Genomic DNA, 19,259 nt, shown 5'->3' with positions numbered 1-19,259 from the left:
GGCGGGCGTTCAGGGGTGGTCGGGGCGGAGGGGGTCGGCGGGGCGGAGCACCCGGAGGCGGCCGGCGGCGTCGGCGGGGGTGGTGACGACGTCCAGGCCGTCCTGGTGGGCCAGCCAGGCCCGGTTGCGCTCGTGGAGGTCGTCGGCGGGGTCGTAGCGGTTGAGCAGGACCACGATCGGAACCCGGCACCCTGACGCCAGCGCCTCGACGGAGAGGCGCACCGAGTTGATGGTGCCCAGCCCGGCGTCGGCCACGAGCAGGACGCTGTCGGGGGCCAGCGCGGCGGTGAGGGCGACGCCGTCGCCGTCGCCCTCGTTCGCCAAGGGTGAGCGGACGCCGCCGGCCAGCTCCACGAAGCCGATCTCGGGGGCCGGCGTGGGCCACGAGGACGACGCCGCCACGAGATCGGCCAGGAAGATCGGCGGTCGGTCGAGGGCGGTGGCGGCCATCGGGGGGGCGAGGGGCACGGGATAGCACTGGTCGGGCGCGCAGACGTCGTCCTCGGCCTCGCCGGTGGCGCCGGCCAGCACGGCGGCGTCGGTGGGATAGGGGTCGTCGGGGTCGAACGACTGGGCCGGCTTGCGGGCGCCCACGGTGACGCCGGCCGCCCGCAGGTGCTCGATGATCCGAGCGGCGCACCACGTCTTGCCGACCTCGGTGCCGGTGCCGGCGACGACCACGAGACGATCCGGCCGGGACGTCATGGCGTGCACCCCAGCTCGTCGAGGGCGACGGCGAGGGTCTCGACCTGCTCGTCGGTGTGGGCCGCGGACAGCGCGATGCGGAGGCGACAGGTGCCCGGCGCCACCGTCGGGGGTCGGATGGCGGGCACCAGCAGGCCCCGGTCGAGCAGCGCGGCCGCCACGGCCAGTGCCCGCTCCTCGTCGCCCAACAGCACCGGGATGATGGGGGAGGGGTGGCCGGGGAGGAGCCGGTCGATGTGGCGTCGCAAACGGGTGCGGAGCCCGTCCCCCTCCGGCGAGCGCACGATGGCGAGGGCGGCGGCCGCGGCGGCGGCGTCACCCGGCGGGGTGGCGGTGGTGAAGATGAACGACCGGGCCGTCGAGGTGAGCAGCTCGACGTAGGCACGCGGCGCCGCCAGGAAGCCGCCGAGGGACCCCAGGGCCTTGGACAGCGTCCCCACGACCACCACGTCGAGGCCCGAGAGCCGGGGCGTGGCCGGGCCCAGCACGGCGTGGGCCTCGTCGATCACCAGGAGGGCGCCCCGGTCGGCGCACACGGCGGCGAGGTCGTCGACGGGGGCGACGTCGCCGTCCATCGAGAACACGGAGTCGGTGACGACCATCGCCCGGCCAGGGTGGGCGTCGAGGAGCGCGGCGACGTGGTCGACGTCGCCGTGGACCGACACCGCCACCTGGGCGCGGGCCAAGCGGGTGCCGTCGATGATCGACGCGTGGTTGAGCTCGTCGCTGATGATCAGGGTGTCGGGGTCGGCGCCGAGGGTGGCCAGGACGCCGAGGTTGGCGGCGAAGCCCGTGCTGAACAGCAGCGCCGCCTCCGTGCCCTTCCATGCCGCCAGGTCGGCCTCGAGGTCCCGGTGGACGGGGCGCGCTCCGACGATGAGCCGGGCTGACCCCGACCCGGTCCCCAGCTCGGCGGTGGCCGAACGGGACGCCTCGATGACCGCCGGGTGCTGGGAGAGACCGAGGTAGTCGTTGGAGGCGAAGGAGACGACCGGTCGGCCGTCGGCGCTCAACGTGGTCTCGGGTCGCCCGCCGTCGAGGTCACGGACCTCCCGGCGGCGTCCCGACGCGAGGACACCCTGATTCCGCTGGTGCACCCACTCGTCCCAGGCCGAGCGTGCGGGCATCAGCCGGGCGAATCGCCCATGGAGACGTCGGTGATGGCCTCGACCAACGTGGCCACGATGCGGTCGACCTCGTCGGCGGTGGTGGTCAGCGGAGGCATCACCACCACGACGTCGCCGAGGGGGCGGATGAGCACGCCCCGGGCCACGCATCCGGCGCTGACCCGACGCCCCCACCGCAGGCCGTCCGTGGGCGGGGCCAGCTCGATGCCGACCATCAGGCCCCGCTGGCGGACCTCGGCCACGCCCGTCAGGGGAGCGATCCGCTCCGCGAGCAGCGCCGCCAGCTGGGCGGCCCGGGCGGTCACGTTGGCCAGCACGTCCCACTCGTCGAGCAGCTCGAGGTGGCGGAGGCCGACCGCGGCGGCGAGGGCGTTCCCGCTGTAGGAGTGCCCGTGGTAGAAGGTGCGCTCGCTGAGGTCCTCCCCGAGGAAGGCCGCGTAGACCCGGTCGTTGGCCACCGTGGCGGACTGGGCCAGGTAGCCGCCGGTGATGCCCTTGCCGAGGCAGAGCAGGTCGGGGCGCAGGCCGGCCTGCTCGCAGGCGAACAGCGTGCCGGTCCGGCCGAAGCCGGTGGCCACCTCGTCGCAGATCAACAGCACGTCGGCGTCGCGGCAGGCGTCGCCCAGTGCGGCGAAGACCTCCGGGGGCTGCACGTGGATGCCCGCCGCGCCCTGCACCAGCGGCTCCACCACCACGGCGGCGAGCCGGTCGGCGTGCTCGCGCACCAGGGCGCAGGCGGCCTCGATGCAGCCGGGCTCGTCGAAGCCGGGGGCGCGCAGGACGGGGAAGCGCAGCGGGTCGAAGACGTCGGTGCCGAACCCGCCGGCGCCGATCGACAGGGAGCCGACGGTGTCGCCGTGGTACGCGCCGCCGAACGCGAGATAGGTGTCGCGGCCGGTGACGCCCTGGTTGGTCCAGAACTGGAAGGCGATCTTCAGGGCCTGCTCGACCGCGGCGGCCCCGTCGGAGGCGAAGAGGAGGTGCGGCCCGTCGACGGGGACCCGGGCGGCCAGTGCCTCGGCGAACTCGATCACCACCCGGTTGCCGTTGCCCAACATGGTGGAGTGGGCCACCCGCCCGAGCTGGTCGACGGCGGCGGCGTCGAGCTCGGGGATGCGGTGGCCCAGGGTGGTGACCCACAGCGACGAGATGGCGTCGAGGTAGCGCCGGCCGTCCACGTCGATCAGCTCGCGGCCCTCGGCCCGCTCGACGATGATCGGCGAGTTGTCGGCGTACGCCGCCATCTGGGTGAAGCCGTGCCACACGACCGCGGCGTCCCGGGCCACCCAGTCGTCGTGCGCGCCCGGGGCCGTCCCGCCGTCGCTCACGACTGCAGCGTCTTCACCAGGCGGGCGAGGGGCTCGCGGTAGTCGGGGAGCAGCTCGAGCCCCGACAGGCGCAGCGCGGCGTTGTCGAGCACGGAGTTCGCGGGCCGGTGGGCGGGTCGGGGCGGGTCGAGGTCGGTGGTGGCGATGGGCCGGACGCGGTCGGGGTCGAGACCCGCGGCCTCCATCACCGAACGGGCGAAGGCGTACCAGCTCACCGCCCCCTGGTTGGTGACGTGGAACACGCCGGGGCGCCGGCCCACGACGAGGCGCACGATCATCGAGGCGAGGTCGGCGGCGTCGGTGGGGTGGCCGTGCTGGTCGTCGACGAAGTGCAGGGTCTCCTGCTCGTCGGCGATGCGCAGGATGGTCTTGACGATGTTGCCGCCGTGTTCGCCGAACACCCAGGACGTGCGCACGACGGTGTGGCCGGGGTCGAGCTCGCGCTCGCCCGCCAGCTTCGAATGCCCGTAGACCGACTGGGGCGCCGTGGGCGACCACTCGTGGTACGGCGTGGGTGAGGTGCCGTCGAAGACGTAGTCGGTGGACAGGTAGCAGACCCGGGCGCCCACGATGCGGGCGGCCTCGGCGACGTGGCGGGTGCCGAGCGCGTTGACCGCGAAGGCCCGGTCGGGGTCGCTCTCGCAGTCGTCGACCGCGGTCCAGGCCGCGGCGTGCACCACGGCGTCGGGCTCGACCGAGGTGATGGCCGCCAGCACCGAGTCGCGACTCGCGACGTCGAGCCGGGCCCGGTCGCAGGCCACGACCTCGTGGCCGGCGAAGGCCTCGACGAGCTCGGTGCCGACCTGGCCGCCGGCCCCCGTGACGAGGACCCTCACGGGCGGGTGCCGGTTGCGCCGCTCCGGGAGCGGGCCATCAGCGCAGCTTCTCCCACCACGGCCGGTTGTCGCGGTACCAGGCGACCGTCTCCTCGAGGGCCTCGTCGAGGTCGCGCCGGGGTGCCCAGCCCAACGAGCGCACCTTCGTGCAGTCGATGGAGTAGCGGCGGTCGTGGCCGAGGCGGTCCTCCACGGGGCGGATCATGGACTCGTCGTGGCCGAGCAGGGCCAGGATCTTCATGGTGAGCTCGCGGTTGGGCAGCTCGTTGCCGGCGCCGATGTTGTAGATCTCGCCCACGGTGCCCTCCCGGCGGACGAGGTCGACACCGGCGCAGTTGTCCTCGACGAAGCACCAGTCGCGCACGTTCATGCCGTCGCCGTAGAGCGGGACCTTCTCGCCGTCGAGCAGGTTGGTCACGAACAGGGGGATGACCTTCTCGGGGAACTGGTAGGGCCCGAAGTTGTTCGACGAGCGGGTGATGATGACGGGCAGGCCGTAGGTCTCGTGGTACGAGAGGGCGATGAGGTCCGACCCGGCCTTCGAGGCCGAGTAGGGGGAGCGGGGCCCGAGCCGGTCGGTCTCGCGGAACGAGCCCACGTCGATCGAGCCGTAGACCTCGTCGGTGGAGATGTGCACGAACCGCTCCACCTCGAGGTGGCGGGCGGTGTCGCACAAGACGTTGGTGCCGTCGCAGTTGGTGCGCACGAACGTGTCGGGGTCGACGATCGAGCGGTCGACGTGGCTCTCGGCCGCGAAGTGCACGACGACGTCGTGGCCGGTCATGGCCTCACGGACCGCCTCGCGGTCGCAGATGTCGCCTTTGACGAAGTGGAAGCGGCCGCCGTCGTCGAGCCCGTCGAGGTTCTCGAGGTTGCCCGCGTAGGTGAGGGCGTCGAAGACCGTGACCTCGTCGTCGGTGGACCCGAGCACGAGGCGGACGTAGTTGGAACCGATGAAGCCGGCGCCGCCGGTGACGAAGAGCTTCACGACGCTCAGGTGCGCAGCGCCGCGTGGGGGCGCAGGGCAGGGTCGAGGTCGGCGCGACGGGGGTTCTTCTTGTCCCGCTCGCTGAGCACGGGCTCGGCGACGCCCCAGTCGGCCCCGATGGCGGGGTCGTCCCAGGCCACGCCGAGCTCGTCGGCGGGGTTGTAGTAGCCGTCCACCAGGTAGGTGATGGTCATGTCGGTGAGGGCGGCGAAGCCGTGGGCCACCCCCGGCGGGATGAACACGCCCTTGTGGTCCTGGCGCTCCCCGGGGGGCGCCCCGAGGTCCAGGGTGAGGGTGGCGCCGTCGGTGGGGCTGCCCACCCGCAGGTCGTGCAGGACGACGCGGGCGAGGCCGTTGGGGACGTACCAGTAGTCGGCCTGGTGGAGGTGGTAGTGCAGACCCACGACGGCGCCCTGCTGGCGGTCGCCTCGGTTGCCCTGGATCATCTCGCGGCCCAGCGGGAACCACGAGCGGCGGTAGGTCTCCACGAAGAAGCCGCGGTCGTCGCCGTGGACGTCCGGGGTGACGTGCATCACGCCGGCGATGACGTCGGATTCGGTGATGGTGGGCATCGTTACTCCAGGTCGATTCGGGAATGGTCGCCGAGCATGAGGCGGGTGGCACGCGGGCGCTGGCCCGAGCGCTCGACGACCACCTGACGACCGATGAGGGAGTCGGTGAGGCCGGAGATGCCGGCGATGCGGCTCTCCTGGAGCACCACCGAGTGCTCGAGCTCGGCGTCTCGGATCTCGCAGTCCGAGGACACCGAGGTGTACGGGCCGATGTAGCTGTTGACCACCTTGGTGCGCTCGCCGATGACGACGGGGCCGCGGATGGTCGAGTTGATGATCTCGGCGCCCTTCGCGACCTCGACCCGCCCGTGGAGGTGGGAGTGGACGTCGACGTCGCCGTGCACGGCGGACTGGATCCGGTCGAGCACGAGGTAGTTGCACTCGAGGAGGGGGTCCTTCTTGCCGGTGTCGATCCACCAGCCGTCCAGCACCTCGTGACGGACGCGGTGGCCCTGGTCGATGAGCCACTGGATGGCGTCGGTGATCTCGAGCTCGCCCCGCGGCGAGGGGGCGATGGACTCGACGGCCTCGATGACGTGGTGGTCGAAGAGGTAGACGCCCACGAGGGCGAGGTCCGACGGGGGCACGTCGGGCTTCTCGACGAGGCGCAGCACCTGGCCGGCGGCGTCGACCTCGGCCACGCCGAACTGGCGGGGGTCGTCCACCTGGGCGAGCAGGATCTGGGCGACGGGCGCCGGGGTGGTCTCGCCGAGCGTGGGCGTGCGGGAGCGCTCCCGGTCCTCTTCGAAGCGGTCGACGAACTCGGTGAGGCCCTGCTCGAGCATGTTGTCGCCGAGGTACATGACGAAGTCCTCGCCGGCGAGGAAGTCGCGGGCGATGAGCACGCAGTGGGCGAGGCCGAGGGGCTCGTCCTGGGGGATGTAGGTGATCGAGAGGCCGAACTCGGAGCCGTCGCCCACCGCGGCGCGGATCTCGTCGCCCGTCTCGCCGATGATGATGCCGACGTCGGTGATGCCGGCGGCGGCCATGTCCTCGAGGCCGTAGAACAAGATGGGCTTGTTCGCGATGGGCACGAGCTGCTTCGCGCTCGTGTGGGTGATGGGGCGCAGGCGCGTTCCCGCACCACCCGAGAGGATCAGACCCTTCACGGCGGCTGAGGTTACCGGGCGAACCACCTGGGGGTTCATTCCCGGGCCGGGGAGCGCGGCTACCGTTGGCGTCCAGCGCCGGGGGTCGGACCCGACCGTGCGGGCCCGCGCCACACAGCTCAGTGGTGGTTTCCATGTCGTTGGCTCGTTCGCTCCCGTCCCTCCGTGGCACCCGTCGGCGCCGCGCCGCCCTGTGCGGCACCGCGCTCCTGGTGGCCGTCGGGCTCGCCGTGCCGGGCGCCGCCGCCCAGGAGGCGCGACCGGGGGCGCAGGCCTCGGCCGGCAACCAGGGCAGCCTGGCGACCGAATCCGCCATGCGGACCGACACCGTGCAGCCCGCGCTCGACGCCGTGCCCGTCGCCGACGCGCCCGCCCCGGTCCTCGACGGCGAGCAGCCGGCCGGCCCCGAGGAGGGCGCCGGCACCCGCATGGTCACCGCCGAGGAGGCGGTCGACGAGTTCGTGCTGATCGGTGCCGGCTTCCGCTCGGCGTCGGGAGGCGAAGGCCAGGTGCGGGTGCGCACCGACGGCCGCTGGGGGCCGTGGGCCGAGCTCCACCTCGACGACAGCCACGGTGCCGACCCCGCCGCGCCGGAGTCGGCGTCGGTGGGGGAGGCGCAGCGCACCGGTGCCCCCGTCAGCGAGCCCGTGGCCGTCGGCCGGGCCGACGCCTACCAACTGGACCTGCCGGGCGACGCCACCGACGTCGAGGTGTTCCTCGTGCGCGAGACCGGCGAGCCCGTCGCCGTCGACGGGGCCACCGAGGCCATGGACACCGGCACGGGCAGCGCCGCTCCCGAGGCCGCCGGGGAGCCGGGGGTGCGGTTGCGGTCGTCGTGGGGCGCACGCCCGTACCGCGGGACTCCCGACGTGCACCCCTACCTGCGGCGGGCGATCGTGCACCACACGGTCAACACCAACTCGTACAGCCCGGCCCAGGTGCCGAGCCTGCTGCGCTCGGTCCAGGCGTACCACCAGGACGCCCGGGGCTGGGACGACATCGGGTACAACTTCGTCATCGACCGCTTCGGCGGCATCTGGGAGGCGCGCGCCGGCGGCATCCGCAACGCGGTGATCGGCGCCCACGCCATGAACAACAACACCGGCTCGGTCGGGGTCGCCTTCCTCGGCGACGCCACCAGCTCGGTCACCTCGGCGGCGGTGACCTCCTACGGGCGCCTCATCGGGTGGAAGCTCTTCCTCGGCGGCACCCGCCCGTCGTCGTCCAACATCGTCGGCCACCGCGACGTGGGCCAGTCGTCCTGCCCCGGCAACGCGCTCTACGGCCGACTCGGCACCATCCGCAGCGCCGCCCGGGCCAAGTTCGACGAGCTCGTCGGCCCGGGGCGCTTCACCGGCCGCCAGGTCGCGGTCAACGGCACCTTCGTCCCTCTCGCGGGCGACTTCAACGGCGACGCCTACGACGACGTCCTCTGGTACGGCCCCGGAGCGGCGCCCGACCGCCTCTGGCTCGGCACCGCCAACGGCTTCGTCAACCGCACCGTGGGTGTCGGCGGCACCTACCGGCCGGCGGTGGGGGACTTCAACGGCGACGGGCGCAGCGACGTGTTCTGGTACGGCCCGGGCGCCGGCGCGGACTCGGTCTGGTACGGCCGCACCGACGGGACGTTCCTGTCCAAGGCGTTCACCGTGGGGGCCGACTACCAGCCCCTCGCCGGCGACTTCGACGGCGACGGCGAGAGCGATGTGCTCTGGTACGGCGCCGGCGGCGCCGTGGACAACCTCTGGCGCGGCACCAGCAGCGAGAACTTCACCGACGACGACGTCACCGTGAACGGCACCTTCACCCCGATGGTGGGCGACTTCAACGGCGACGACCGCTCGGACGTGTTCTGGTACGGGCCCGGCGCCGCCACCGACACCGTCTGGTACGGCGAGGTCAACGGGTTCGTGGGCAAGTCGGTCACCGTCAACCGCAACGCGGTGCCCCTCGTCGCCGATTACACGGGCGGCGGCACCGACGACGTCCTCTGGTACTCGCCGGGCGGCGCCGCCGACACGATGTGGCTGGGCACGACCACCCGGGCGTTCACCTCACGCGCCGTCACCGCCAACGGCACCTTCGACGCCCCGTTCACCGGCGACTGGAACGCCGACGGCCGCGGCGACCTGTTCTGGTACGGGACGGGCGGGGCGACCGACAAGCTCTGGCTCGCCCTGACGTAGCCGCCCGATAGGTTGGTCCGCCGTCATGGCTCCCGACCCCTCACCCGCGCCCCGCGTGCGGGCCGTGGTGCTGAACTTCAACGGCGGTGAGGACGTGGTGCGCTGCGTCGACTGCCTCGAGCACCTCGACTGGCCGCAGGACCGCCTCGAGGTCGTCGTGGTGGACAACGCCTCGACCGACGGCAGCGTGGCCGCCCTGCGCGAGCGCTTCCCTCGCGTCCAGGTCATGGACTCCGGCGGCAACCTCGGCTTTCCGGCCAACAACCTGGCCATGCGCGACCCCGGCGACGCCGACTACGTGGCCCTGATCAACCCGGACGCCTTCGTCGAGCCCCAGTGGCTGTCGCCGCTGGTCGAGGCCCTCGAGGCGGACCCGCAGGCGGGCGCCGCCACCGGCAAGATGCTGTTCGCCCCCACCTTCGTCGACGTCGAGATCGAGAGCCCGGTCTTCGTGCCCGGCGCCGGCGGCGACGTCCGCGAGCTCGGCGTCCGCGTCAGCGGTGTCGAGGTGGACGGCAAGGACGAGATGGCCAACGCCCAGTTGGTGGAGGGCTTCCACGGCCTCGAGCACGGGGCGCCGCCGGAAGGGCTGTTTCGCTGGTCGTCCGGCCGGGCCTCGGTCCGTGTCCCGGTGGCCCCGGGGGCCACCGTGGGCGGGACGGCCCGCCTGCGCCTCGCCGCCGAGGCCCCCAAGCAGGTGACCCTCCGCTCGGGCGACCACTCGGTGGACGTGAGCGTGGGCACCGAGGCCGGCTGGGCCGAGATCGCCCTCGCCGGCGAGCCCTACGACGTGATCAACAACGCCGGCTCGCAGCTGGTCGAGGGGGGCTACGGCGGCGACCGTGGTTTCCTCCAGCCCGACCGAGGGCAGTTCGACGAGCCCGCCGAGGTGTTCGCCTGGTGCGGCGGCCAGGCGCTGCTCCGCCGCCGCTACCTGGACGAGGTGGGCGTGTTCGACGAGCGCTTCTTCCTCTACTACGAGGACACCGACCTCTCCTGGCGGGGGCGGTCGCAGGGTTGGCACTACCTGTACCGGCCCGAGGCCGTGATCCGTCACCTCCACGGCGCCAGTGCCGGAGAAGGCTCCGCGGTGTTCGCCCACTACGTCGAGCGCAACCGCCTCCTCGTGCTGACCAAGAACGCGCCCGCCCGCCTCGCCGCCAGCGCGGCCTTCCGCTACCTGCTCAGCACCGCCTCGTACGCCCGCCGCGACGTGGTCGGCCCGATGCTGCGGGGCCGACGACCCAACACCGTCCTGGCCAAGCGGCGCCTCAAGTCCTACCTGGCGTTCCTGCGCCTGCTCCCGGCCATGCTCGTGGAGCGCCGGCGGCTGCAGCGCCACCCCGTCGTGGCCAGCGACGAGATCGTCCAGCGCTGGACCGTGGCACCGTGAGCACGGCGGGCGGGCAGAACGGCCCCACGGAGCGTCGGCGGACCGTCGCGGTCTACAACAAGTACTGGAGCACCGGAGGTGGGGCGGAGAAGTACGGCGGCCTCGTGGCCCAGGTGCTGGCCGCGGACAACGACGTCGTGCTCCTCGGCCCCGAGGACTTCGACATCGACGCCCTCGCCGACCGCCTCGACCTGGACCTGACCGGGGTCACCAACCGGGTCATCGCCGAGCACCTCGGTGCCCTGCGCTGGGCCAGCCACGAGTACGACCTGGTCGTCAACGTCTCGTTCATGAGCCACGAGGCCGTGCGGTCCCGCCACAGCATCTACATCGTGCACTTCCCCGCTGAGGTCTCGAAGGACCTCAGCTCGGCCCAGAAAGCGGTCATCGGCGCGCTGGGGGGCATCGTGCGGTCGAGCTCGGTCAACACCGGCTTCGGCGAGGGCTTCTACCCACCCGAGGGTCGCCGCCCCCGCTACTTCTGGGCGTCGGAGGACGCTTCGTTCTACGTCGAGCCCCACGCCGACCGTCCCACCCCACTGCGGCTGGTGTTCTGCCGGCGTCGCCCGGCCGGGCTCGACCCGGCCGAGATCGCGGTGGACGTCGACGGCAGCGAGATCGCCCAGCTCACCCTCGACCCCGGGGCCACGGCCTTGGAACGCCGCCGCAAGACCAACCTCGACTTCGAGCTCCCGGCGAGCCCGACGCAGGCGCCGGTGAAGGTCACCGTCCGGGTGGCCAACCCCTTCGTCCCCGCCGAGGTGCTGGGAGGCCCCGACGTCCGCAGCCTGGGCGTGGCCCTCGCCGCCATCTCCACCGGACGGGGTCTCAAGGCCAAGATCGGCGCCCAGCTGGGCGCGTGGCTCCCGCTGCTGCACCGCGAGCCGCCGTCGACCGACTTCATCGCCAGCTACGACGCGGTGGTGTCCAACTCCGAGTTCACCCGCCGCTGGGTGCAGCGCTACTGGGGCACCGACAGCACCGTGGTCTACCCGCCCGTGACGATGCAGGCTCGTGGCGACAAGGAGAACGTCATCCTGGCCGTCGGGCGCTTCTTCGCCGCCGAGGCGGGCCACTCCAAGAAGCAGCTGGAGATGGTCGAGGCCTTCCGTCGCCTCGTCGACCGGGGCCTCGAGGGCTGGACGCTGCACCTCGTGGGCGGCTGTTCCGCCGTCGACCGGCCCTACCTCGAGCAGGTGCAGGCGGCCGCCGAGGGCCTGCCCATCGAGCTGCACGTCGACGCCCCGGGCGACGAGCTCCGCGCCCTGTACGCCAAGGCCTCGATCTACTGGCAGGCCACCGGGCTGGGGGAGGACCCCGAGCGCGACCCCGACCGCCTCGAGCACTTCGGCATCGCCACGGTGGAGGCGATGTCTGCCGGCGCCGTGCCCGTGGTGATCGGCCTCGCCGGCCAGATCGAGATCGTCCAGCCGGGTGTGTCGGGCTTCCACTTCGCCACCCTCGACGAGCTCGTCGAGCGCACCGAGGCCGTCGTGGGCGACGACGAGCTGCGGGCGAGGCTGTCCGAGGGTGCCGAGGCCCGGGCCCGGGACTTCTCGGTCGACGCCTTCACCGAGACCTTCGGCGTCGTCGTCGACCGGGTGGTGGGCGGCGGCTGACGCCTCTCAGCTGCCCTTGACGCACTCCCACGTCAGGAACATGTACGCGGGAAGGAGGCCGAGGCGCCGGGCGGTGGCGTCGTCGGCGACGGACTCGAGGTCGTCGCGGATCACGCCGGCGGTCATCGAGGTGACGTCGAACTCCTTCGAGGTGTCCTCGGGCCACTCGGACGCGCCGCTGTCGAGGTACGAGAGCCAGCCGTCGGTGGCGAGCAGCGACGAGGTGAAGCCGTGCTCGCGGAGGGTGGCGGTGAGGTCGAAGCCGAAGCGCCAGAAGACCGGGGTGTTGTCGCCGTGGAACTCGGGCTCGACCGGGGGAGCGGTGACTCCCTGGAGCACGGGCACCTGGAGGTACATGCGGCCCCCAGGGGCGAGCACGCGGTGGATCTCGTCGAGTGCCTTGGCCGTCTCGGGCACGTGCTCGAGCACGTGGGGGGTGAGGATGGCGTCGAAGCTCTCGTCCGGGCGGTCGATGGCCTGGAGGTCGAGCTGCACGACGCCCCGGTGGGCGCGTTCGTCGTAGTCGCTGCACGTGTAGTCGAACCACCCGGCCATGGCCCGGCGGTAGTCCTCGCCGAGGCGGGGGCTGGTCTCGAGGACCCGGGCGCCGAGCGACTCGGGCGTGCGGGCGACGTAGCAGTGGAAGAGATAGCGGTCCCGCGAGATGCTGCCGCACTGCGGGCAGTTGGCGGCCTCGGAGTGGAAGCGGCCGGCGAAGGCGTCGCCCGTCCAGCGGCAGATGTTGCACCAGACGGGGGCGGCCTCCTCGGCCGGCGAGCGGGGCGCCCACGGCGAGGGCGGGGCCTCCGACCAAAGGGGCGGCTCGGGTGCCGCGACCGGCGAAGCGGGCGCCGTGGGCGTGCCGGTCAGCTTGCGCTTCACCCGGCCGAGCGTCGAGCGCAGTGAGGTCGTGCGAGAGGCCATGGGGATCACCCCACTCGCTGGCGATGGGTCGGGTCAAGCCCGCCCCCCATGATTCCTCGCCGGAGGTGTCCGGTGGTACGCTCGCGGTTCGCCCGTGCGACACCGTTCGGCCCGTCGCCGTTCACCACCCCGTCGCACAGGCTCGTCACGTCTGGAGGCGTCACCCACCCATGTTCGCGTACCTCGATCCCGGCACCGGCAGCATCGTGCTCCAGGTGATCGTCGGCGGTTTCGCCGGCCTCGCCGTGTTCTTCAAGATGTTCGGCCGCCGGATGATGTTCTGGAAGAAGGACAACGAGCTCACCGAGGGCGAGGGCGACACCAGCGCCGACGCCGAGCCCACCGCCGACGCCGAGCCCGCCACGGTGCCGCCCACCGAGGCCGCCAACTAGGCCCACGCCGGCCCGCCGGGCCGTTCGCCCGGCGACCGAACCAGACATGACCACACCTCCTGCAGATCCGGGGTCCTTCCGCGACCCGATGAGCCGCGTGTTCGTCTCCGACGACGCCGTCATCCGCTCCCTGTCGGGCGACGCCCTCGCCGATTACGAGGCCGCCGCCGCGTCGACGTTCTTCGCCAAGGCCCTCGCCGACGGCCGCATCGTGGGCACCGAGCGGGTGCCCGACGACGAGGTCGCCGCCCTCGTCGGTGACGACGGCCGTTGGGAGGCGGCGCTGCGCCACGACCGCATCCCGTTCCTGTCCTACCCGTACGAGTGGACCTTCGAGATGCTGCGCGACGCGGCCCTGCTGCAGCTCCAGCTCACCCGCCAGGCCCTCGACGAAGACGTCATCACCAAGGACGCCACCTCCTACAACGTGCAGTTCGTCGGCGCCCGCCCCACCTTCATCGACGTGGGCTCGTTCGAGAAGCTGCGCGCCGGCGAGCCCTGGTACGGCTACCGCCAGTTCTGCGAGCTGTTCCTGTACCCCCTGATGTTCCAGGCCTACAAGGACCTCCCCTTCCAGCCCTGGCTGCGCGGCTCCATCGACGGCATCACGCCCACCGAGGCGCGTTCGGTCATGGGCTTCCGGGACCGGTTCCGCAAGGGCGTGTTCACCAACGTCTACCTCCAGGCGGCGTTCGAGAACCGCTATTCCGACACCGACTCGGACGTGAAGAAGGACCTCGGCAAGGCGGGCTTCAAGAAGGAGCTCATCGCCGCCAACCTGGACAAGCTCACCAAGCTGGTCAGCGGCCTCAAGTGGAAGCGCTCCGAGTCAACGTGGTCCGGCTACAGCGAGCGCGGCCACTACACCGATGCCGACCTCGACGGGAAGACCGCCTTCGTCGACAAGGTGGTGGGCCGCACCCACCGTTCGATCGTGTGGGACCTCGGTGCCAACGACGGCCACTTCTCGCGCCTCGCGGCGAAGAACTCGGACTACGTCGTCGCCGTCGACGCCGACCCGCTCGTGGTCGACACGCTCTACCGGGCGCTGCGCGAAGAGGGCAACACCACCATCCTGCCCCTCACCATGGACCTCTCCAGCCAGTCGCCCGGCCTCGGGTGGCGCGGCAAGGAGCGCAAGGCCTTCACCGACCGGGTCAAGCCCGACGTCGTGCTGTGCCTCGCGGTGATCCACCACCTGGCCATCACCAACAACGTGCCGCTGCCCGAGTTCGTGGCCTTCCTTGCCGACGTCGGCAGCGAGGCCGTCCTCGAGTTCCCCACGCCGGACGACCAGATGGTCAAGCGCCTGTTGAAGAACAAGCGTGAAGGTACGCACGACGATTACACGGCTACGGTCCTCGAACGTGCGTTGGCCGAACACTTCGACATCGTCGAGCAGACGACGCTGCCGTCGGGGACCCGGATCCTGTACCACCTCACTCCCCGCTGAGCGTCGGGCGTGACCGACGCAGCTGAGCCGGGCGGCACCGACCCGTTGGGGTCGGTCCCGTCGCCCGACGCTGACGTCGGCGAAGCGAAGGCGCCCCGCTGGCGCCGAGTGGCCCGGCGCCTCAACCTGCGCGAGATCGTCCGCCACAACGGCCTCGTCCTGCTGGCCCTGTGGGGCCTGGCGGTGGCCCAGCCGGTGCTCGACCTGTTCGGCAAGAACCCCGAGTTCTTCGTCGCCAACTCCCTCAGCAAGTACGAGGTCGCCGCGTTCGGCGTGGTGATGGCCCTCGGGGTGCCCCTCGTGCTGATCGCCGTCGAGGTGGTGGCCTACGCCATCCACCGGAGCCTCGGTGTGGCGGTGCACGTCGCCCTCGTGTTCGGCCTCGGGGCGTTCTTCGGGCTCTACCTCGCCCGTCAGCTCGGGGTCTCGAACGACGTCCTCAGCATCGGCGCGGCCCTGGCCGCCGGCGGTCTCATCCTCTACGGCGAGCGGCGGGTGGCGGGCGTCCGGCTGGGCCTGCACTACCTGGCCTTCGCTCCCGTGGTGTTCCTGGCCTCGTTCCTGTTGTTCTCGTCCACCTCGAAGCTCCTCACCGAGGAGGAGGCGGTCGCGGCCACGGGCGTCACCATCGGTGAGCCCGCGCCGATCGTCATCCTCCAGATGGACGAGCTGCCCGTCGCCTCGTTGATGACCGAGGACGGGACCATCAACGCAGAGCGCTTCCCCAACTTCGCCCGGCTCGCCGACGAGGGCACCTGGTACCGCAACGCCACCTCGGTGTCCCCCAAGACCACCGACAGCATCCCGGCCATGTTGAGCGGGCTGATCCCCGAGCTCGGCGCCCTGCCCACGTCCGCCGACCACCCCCGCACGCTGTTCACCCTGCTCGGCGACCAGTACGAGCAGCACGTCACCGAGCCGGTCACCAGCGTCTGCCCGGACACGGTGTGCGTGAACCGCGCCGGCCAGGAGAAATTCCAGTACCAGCGCAGCCGCCAGGCCCTCCTCGACGCCTCCGTCGTGTACTTCCAGGCGACGCTCCCGCCGTTCCTCCGCGAGGGGCTGCCGGCGGTGGACCGGGCATGGGGCGGCTTCATCGAGGACGCCAACGTCGAGGCCGAGGACCCCAACGCCGCCCTCGACCCGAGCGGGGGCGCCGACCAGAGCGGCTCGGCGCCGAGCACCGACCCGTCCTACAAGTGGAAGGCCCTCGGGCCCCAGGGCTGGGCGCCGCGCTACCAGGCCGGGTTGATGAGCGAGATGATCGACGGCATCGTGCCCGGCGAGCGGCCGGGCCTCCACTTCGCCCACGCCACGTTCCCCCACATCCCCTGGCTGCTCAGCCCCGAGGGCTACCAGTACGTGGTGTCCGACGCCCGCTTCGTGCCGGGCCTCGAGAACGGCGGCATCTGGACCGACGACAACGACTACCTGGTCCGCCAGGGGTTCGCCCGCCACCTGCTCCAGGTGGGCTACATGGACAGCATCGTCGGCGACATGATCGAACAGCTGGAGTCCCAGGGCCTCTGGGAGGACGCTCTCGTGGTGGTGCTCTCCGACCACGGCGTGGCCTTCACCCCCGGGGAGAACTTCCGCAGCCCCCGCGCCGCCACGGTGCACGAGATCTACAACATCCCGCTGTTCATCAAGTACCCCGGACAGACCGAGGGCGAGATCAGCGACGTGAACGCCCTGAACCTCGACGTGCTGCCGACCATCGTCGAGGCCCTCGACATCGACACCGACTGGGAGTTCGACGGTCAGTCGCTGCTCGGCGACGGGCCCGACCGGGACTCGAAGCCGACCTACTGGGACGTCGGCCCCGACGAGGTGCCGGTCGACTTCGACGGGGTGATGGAGGTGGTCGAGCGCGACCACGAGTACCTCCCCAACGGTGACGACTGGCTCGGTGTGTTCGGCCAAGGGGAGTACGCCGACCTCGTGGGCGAGGACGTCGAGGACCTCGACGTGCGGGGCGGCAGCGGGCGGACCTGGACGAACGACCAGCAGGAGCGCCTCGCCGACTGGCAGCCCGACGCCGACGGACTCGCTCCCATGCTGTTGGCCAGCTCACTCGAGGCCGACGGCGGTGCCGTTCCCGACGGCGGCGTCGTCGTCGTCAACGGCCGGGTCGCCGGCGTGGCCGGGGACTTCCACGAGGGCGACGACGGCCGCATCGCCTTCAATGCGCTCATCTCCGAGGAGATCCTGCAGCGCGGCGCCAATGACGTGGTCCTGCTTTTGCCGACGAGATCCGGCTCCCGGCAGTTCGAGACTGCAACACTTTCGTGATGGCGGACATGGCCGCACCCGGGACGGCCCACGTGGCCGATCGCGTGCCGGCCGAACGCGCGGGCGCCGGCGTGCCCTGGACGCGGCGCGTCGCCGCCCGCCTCGAGCTGCGGCGGGTGCTGGGCTACGACGCCCTCTCCCTGCTGGCCCTCTCCGGCCTGGCCGTCGCCCAGCCGCTGCTCGACCTGTTCGGGAAGAACCCCGAGTTCTTCGTCGCCGCCGAGGCCACCCGGGGCCAGGTGGTGGCGTTCGGCCTGGCGATCGCCTTCGCCATCCCGCTGCTTGGTGTGCTCCTGGAGCTCGTGGCCCACGCCATCGGCCCCCGGGTCGGCGCCGTCGTCCACGCCGTGCTCATCGGCGTGCTCGGCACCGCCTTCGGCGCCACCGTCGCCCGCCAGTTCGACTTCTCCTCCAACCTGCCCGTGGTGGGCGTGTCGCTCGCCATCGGGGGCGCCATCCTCCTGGCCGAGCAGCGCAGCAAGGCGATGCGCCTTGGGCTGCGGTACCTGGCCCTCGCGCCGGTGCTGTTCCTCGGGCTCTTCCTCCTCACCTCGGGCACCTCGCGCCTCCTGTGGGAGGACGAGGCGCAAGCGGCCACCGGCGTGGCGGTCGAGGACCCCCGTCCGGTCGTGATGGTGGTCTTCGACGAGTTGCCGGTCGCCTCGTTGATGGGCGAGGACGGTCAGATCGACGCCACCCGGTTCCCGAACTTCGCCCGCCTCGCCGACCAGTCCACGTGGTTCCGCAATGCCACGTCGCTCTCGCCCAACACGCCCGGCAGCGTGCCGACCATCGAGAGCGGCCTCGAGCCGGCGCCGGGAGCCCTCCCGACGTCGATCGACTACCCCCGCAACCTGTTCACCCTGCTCGGCGGCAGCTACGACATGGACGTCACCGAGACGATCACCCAGCTGTGCCCGACGACGGTGTGCGTGCGGGTGGAGGAGGCATCGGCCGAGGGGTGGCTGCCCGGCCTCGGTCGGGCGCTCGAGGACGCCTCCGTCGTGTACGGCCACGCCACGCTGCCCCCGAGCCTGCGAGAGGGCCTGCCCGGGGTGGACCAGTCCTGGGGCGGGTTCATCGAGGACGCGGGGGACCCGGACGACATCGACGGCGGTGGGCCCACCGCCACCACCACACCACCGGCCACGACCGCGACCACCCGACCGGGCATCAACGACTTCATGACGGCCCGCAACCAGCAGATGTCCGCCACACAGCCCCACGGCACCGGCGAGCTGCTCCGGCGCATGAGCGAGCGGGTGGGCCCCGAGACGGAGTCCCGCCTCTACTTCGTGCACGACGGCCTGTTCCCACACTTCAACTGGCTCACCACGCCCGACGGCCGGACCTACCGGGGCAAAGGCGGCCCTCCCGGGTCGGTCGACGGCGACTGGGGGAACGACGAGTTCCTGATCCGCCAGGCCCAGCAGCGCCACCTGCTCCAGGTGGGCTACGCCGACACCCTCCTCGGGGGGCTCATCGACCGGCTCGAGGAGCAGGGGATCTGGGACGACGCCGTGGTGGTGGTCACCGCCGACCACGGCATCTCCTTCACCGCCGGCCAGCCCAAGCGCACGCCCACGGACGAGATCGTCGACGAGATCTACCGCATCCCGGTCTTCGTGCGGGTGCCCGGCGAGCGCGAGGGCGAGGTCGACGACACCAACGTCTTGAACACCGACCTGCTCCCGACCCTCGTCGACGTCCTCGGCATCGACACCGACTGGGAGTTCGACGGCCGCTCCCTCTTCGGCGACGAGCCGCCGCCGGCGGACAAGCCCGTGTTCTACGCGTCCGGGCCCGACGACGTGTCGAGCTCGCTGGACGGCCTCTTCGCGGTGGTCGAGCGCAACCACGAGCGGTTCCCCGAGCCCGGCTGGCGCGGCGTGGCGGCGGTCGGTCGCCTCGGCGAGTACGTCGGGCGCCCGGTGAGCGAGCTGACGGTCTCGGCGGTGGACTTGGTCGACCCCGATGCCCGCTGGCGCCTCGAGCACCCCGAGCGCTTCCAGGGCCTCGCCGCCGAGGGCGGCTCGGTCCCGCTGGTGATCAACGGCACCCTGGCGTTGGGCGCCGGCGCCGAGCCGTACGAGAGCGCCCTCGTCGTGTTGAACGGCACCGTGGCCGGGGTCGCCGGCGACTTCGAGCCCGAAGGCGACCACTGGACCTTCAGCGCCCTGCTCGACTTCCAGCAGTTCCAGGAGGGCGACAACGAGGTGGAGCTGCTCCTCGTGGGCGGCGGCGGCGGCGACGCCCCCACCTTCCTGCGCGTCCCTCTGGCCTGATCCCGGAGCGGTGTGCTCGGTAGGATCGAAAGGAGACAGCCGGCGGAGGG

General features: G+C 72.0%; 15 protein-coding genes. 7 read left to right on the top strand and 8 right to left on the bottom strand.

What is annotated here, in order from left to right:
* Positions 1–9: 9 nt before the first annotated feature.
* The 7 genes from JNK12_18845 to JNK12_18815 are packed head-to-tail and all read right to left on the bottom strand — an operon-like array spanning position 10 to position 6,665.
* The gene (locus JNK12_18845; protein MBL8778004.1) at positions 10–705 is read right to left on the bottom strand and encodes a dethiobiotin synthase; all 696 of its coding nucleotides are present in this window, start codon (positions 703–705) and stop codon (positions 10–12) included.
* Positions 702–1,832 (bottom strand): 8-amino-7-oxononanoate synthase, encoded by a 1,131-nt coding sequence (locus JNK12_18840; protein MBL8778003.1) that lies wholly within the window; start codon positions 1,830–1,832, stop codon positions 702–704. Before JNK12_18840 ends, JNK12_18845 begins: the two co-directional genes overlap by 4 nt.
* Complete coding sequence (bioA, locus tag JNK12_18835; protein MBL8778002.1) at positions 1,832–3,160, bottom strand: adenosylmethionine--8-amino-7-oxononanoate transaminase; 1,329 nt, start codon at positions 3,158–3,160, stop codon at positions 1,832–1,834. The genes JNK12_18840 and bioA overlap by 1 nt, the downstream gene beginning before the upstream one ends.
* Positions 3,157–3,996, bottom strand: coding sequence for a dTDP-4-dehydrorhamnose reductase (gene rfbD, locus JNK12_18830; protein ID MBL8778001.1), 840 nt, complete (start codon positions 3,994–3,996; stop codon positions 3,157–3,159). Before rfbD ends, bioA begins: the two co-directional genes overlap by 4 nt.
* 37 nt (positions 3,997–4,033) lie before the next feature.
* Positions 4,034–4,984, bottom strand: coding sequence for a dTDP-glucose 4,6-dehydratase (gene rfbB / locus JNK12_18825; protein MBL8778000.1), 951 nt, complete (start codon positions 4,982–4,984; stop codon positions 4,034–4,036).
* A 5-nt stretch (positions 4,985–4,989) separates the two neighbouring features.
* The gene (locus JNK12_18820; protein MBL8777999.1) at positions 4,990–5,556 is read right to left on the bottom strand and encodes a dTDP-4-dehydrorhamnose 3,5-epimerase family protein; all 567 of its coding nucleotides are present in this window, start codon (positions 5,554–5,556) and stop codon (positions 4,990–4,992) included.
* 2 nt (positions 5,557–5,558) lie between these two features.
* Positions 5,559–6,665, bottom strand: a complete 1,107-nt coding sequence (locus JNK12_18815) for a glucose-1-phosphate thymidylyltransferase (protein ID MBL8777998.1) — start codon at positions 6,663–6,665, stop codon at positions 5,559–5,561.
* A gap of 134 nt (positions 6,666–6,799) precedes the next feature.
* Here JNK12_18815 and JNK12_18810 point away from each other — a divergent pair, with 134 nt between their 5' ends.
* From JNK12_18810 to JNK12_18800, 3 genes are read left to right on the top strand one after another with little or no spacing between them, the layout of a single operon-like run.
* Complete coding sequence (locus tag JNK12_18810; GenBank protein MBL8777997.1) at positions 6,800–8,851, top strand: VCBS repeat-containing protein; 2,052 nt, start codon at positions 6,800–6,802, stop codon at positions 8,849–8,851.
* A gap of 25 nt (positions 8,852–8,876) precedes the next feature.
* Complete coding sequence (locus tag JNK12_18805) at positions 8,877–10,244, top strand: glycosyltransferase (protein ID MBL8777996.1); 1,368 nt, start codon at positions 8,877–8,879, stop codon at positions 10,242–10,244.
* Positions 10,241–11,863 carry a glycosyltransferase gene (locus JNK12_18800; GenBank protein MBL8777995.1) on the top strand — a complete coding sequence of 541 codons (1,623 nt, stop codon included), beginning with the start codon at positions 10,241–10,243 and terminating at the stop codon, positions 11,861–11,863. Before JNK12_18805 ends, JNK12_18800 begins: the two co-directional genes overlap by 4 nt.
* A 6-nt stretch (positions 11,864–11,869) precedes the next feature.
* Here JNK12_18800 and JNK12_18795 read toward each other — a convergent pair whose 3' ends face one another.
* Positions 11,870–12,787: a class I SAM-dependent methyltransferase gene (locus JNK12_18795; GenBank protein MBL8777994.1), complete on the bottom strand. Its 918-nt coding sequence runs from the start codon at positions 12,785–12,787 to the stop codon at positions 11,870–11,872.
* Positions 12,788–12,957: 170 nt separating this feature from the next.
* Between JNK12_18795 and JNK12_18790 the strand changes: the two genes are divergently transcribed.
* The 4 genes from JNK12_18790 to JNK12_18775 all read left to right on the top strand — a co-directional run bounded on the left by JNK12_18790 (position 12,958) and on the right by JNK12_18775 (position 19,209).
* A complete protein-coding gene (locus JNK12_18790; GenBank protein MBL8777993.1) occupies positions 12,958–13,179 on the top strand; it encodes a hypothetical protein in 222 nt (73 codons plus the stop codon).
* A gap of 88 nt (positions 13,180–13,267) precedes the next feature.
* On the top strand, positions 13,268–14,632 hold the full coding sequence (locus tag JNK12_18785) for a class I SAM-dependent methyltransferase (protein MBL8777992.1): 1,365 nt from the start codon (positions 13,268–13,270) through the stop codon (positions 14,630–14,632).
* Between the two features lie 9 nt (positions 14,633–14,641).
* Positions 14,642–16,924 carry a sulfatase-like hydrolase/transferase gene (locus tag JNK12_18780; protein ID MBL8777991.1) on the top strand — a complete coding sequence of 761 codons (2,283 nt, stop codon included), beginning with the start codon at positions 14,642–14,644 and terminating at the stop codon, positions 16,922–16,924.
* Entirely contained in the window at positions 16,924–19,209 is a 2,286-nt protein-coding gene (locus JNK12_18775; GenBank protein MBL8777990.1) for a sulfatase-like hydrolase/transferase, read from the top strand. The genes JNK12_18780 and JNK12_18775 overlap by 1 nt, the downstream gene beginning before the upstream one ends.
* Positions 19,210–19,259: the final 50 nt, after the last annotated feature.

It is taken from the genome of Acidimicrobiales bacterium, from assembly GCA_016794585.1.
Taxonomy (GTDB): Bacteria; Actinomycetota; Acidimicrobiia; order Acidimicrobiales; family DATDAH01; genus JAEUJM01.
This window is presented reverse-complemented; position numbering and strand designations above follow the sequence as displayed.

What these genes read in the sequence shown, in the direction of transcription:
- JNK12_18790 (MBL8777993.1), top strand. Translation starts at nt 12,958, where the DNA reads ATGTTCGCGTACCTCGATCCCGGCACCGGCAGCATCGTGCTCCAGGTG.
- JNK12_18840 (MBL8778003.1), bottom strand. Translation starts at nt 1,832, where the DNA reads ATGCCCGCACGCTCGGCCTGGGACGAGTGGGTGCACCAGCGGAATCAG.
- JNK12_18785 (MBL8777992.1), top strand. Translation starts at nt 13,268, where the DNA reads ATGAGCCGCGTGTTCGTCTCCGACGACGCCGTCATCCGCTCCCTGTCG.
- JNK12_18805 (MBL8777996.1), top strand. Translation starts at nt 8,877, where the DNA reads ATGGCTCCCGACCCCTCACCCGCGCCCCGCGTGCGGGCCGTGGTGCTG.
- JNK12_18820 (MBL8777999.1), bottom strand. Translation starts at nt 5,556, where the DNA reads ATGCCCACCATCACCGAATCCGACGTCATCGCCGGCGTGATGCACGTC.
- JNK12_18810 (MBL8777997.1), top strand. Translation starts at nt 6,800, where the DNA reads ATGTCGTTGGCTCGTTCGCTCCCGTCCCTCCGTGGCACCCGTCGGCGC.
- JNK12_18775 (MBL8777990.1), top strand. Translation starts at nt 16,924, where the DNA reads ATGGCGGACATGGCCGCACCCGGGACGGCCCACGTGGCCGATCGCGTG.
- JNK12_18795 (MBL8777994.1), bottom strand. Translation starts at nt 12,787, where the DNA reads ATGGCCTCTCGCACGACCTCACTGCGCTCGACGCTCGGCCGGGTGAAG.
- JNK12_18845 (MBL8778004.1), bottom strand. Translation starts at nt 705, where the DNA reads ATGACGTCCCGGCCGGATCGTCTCGTGGTCGTCGCCGGCACCGGCACC.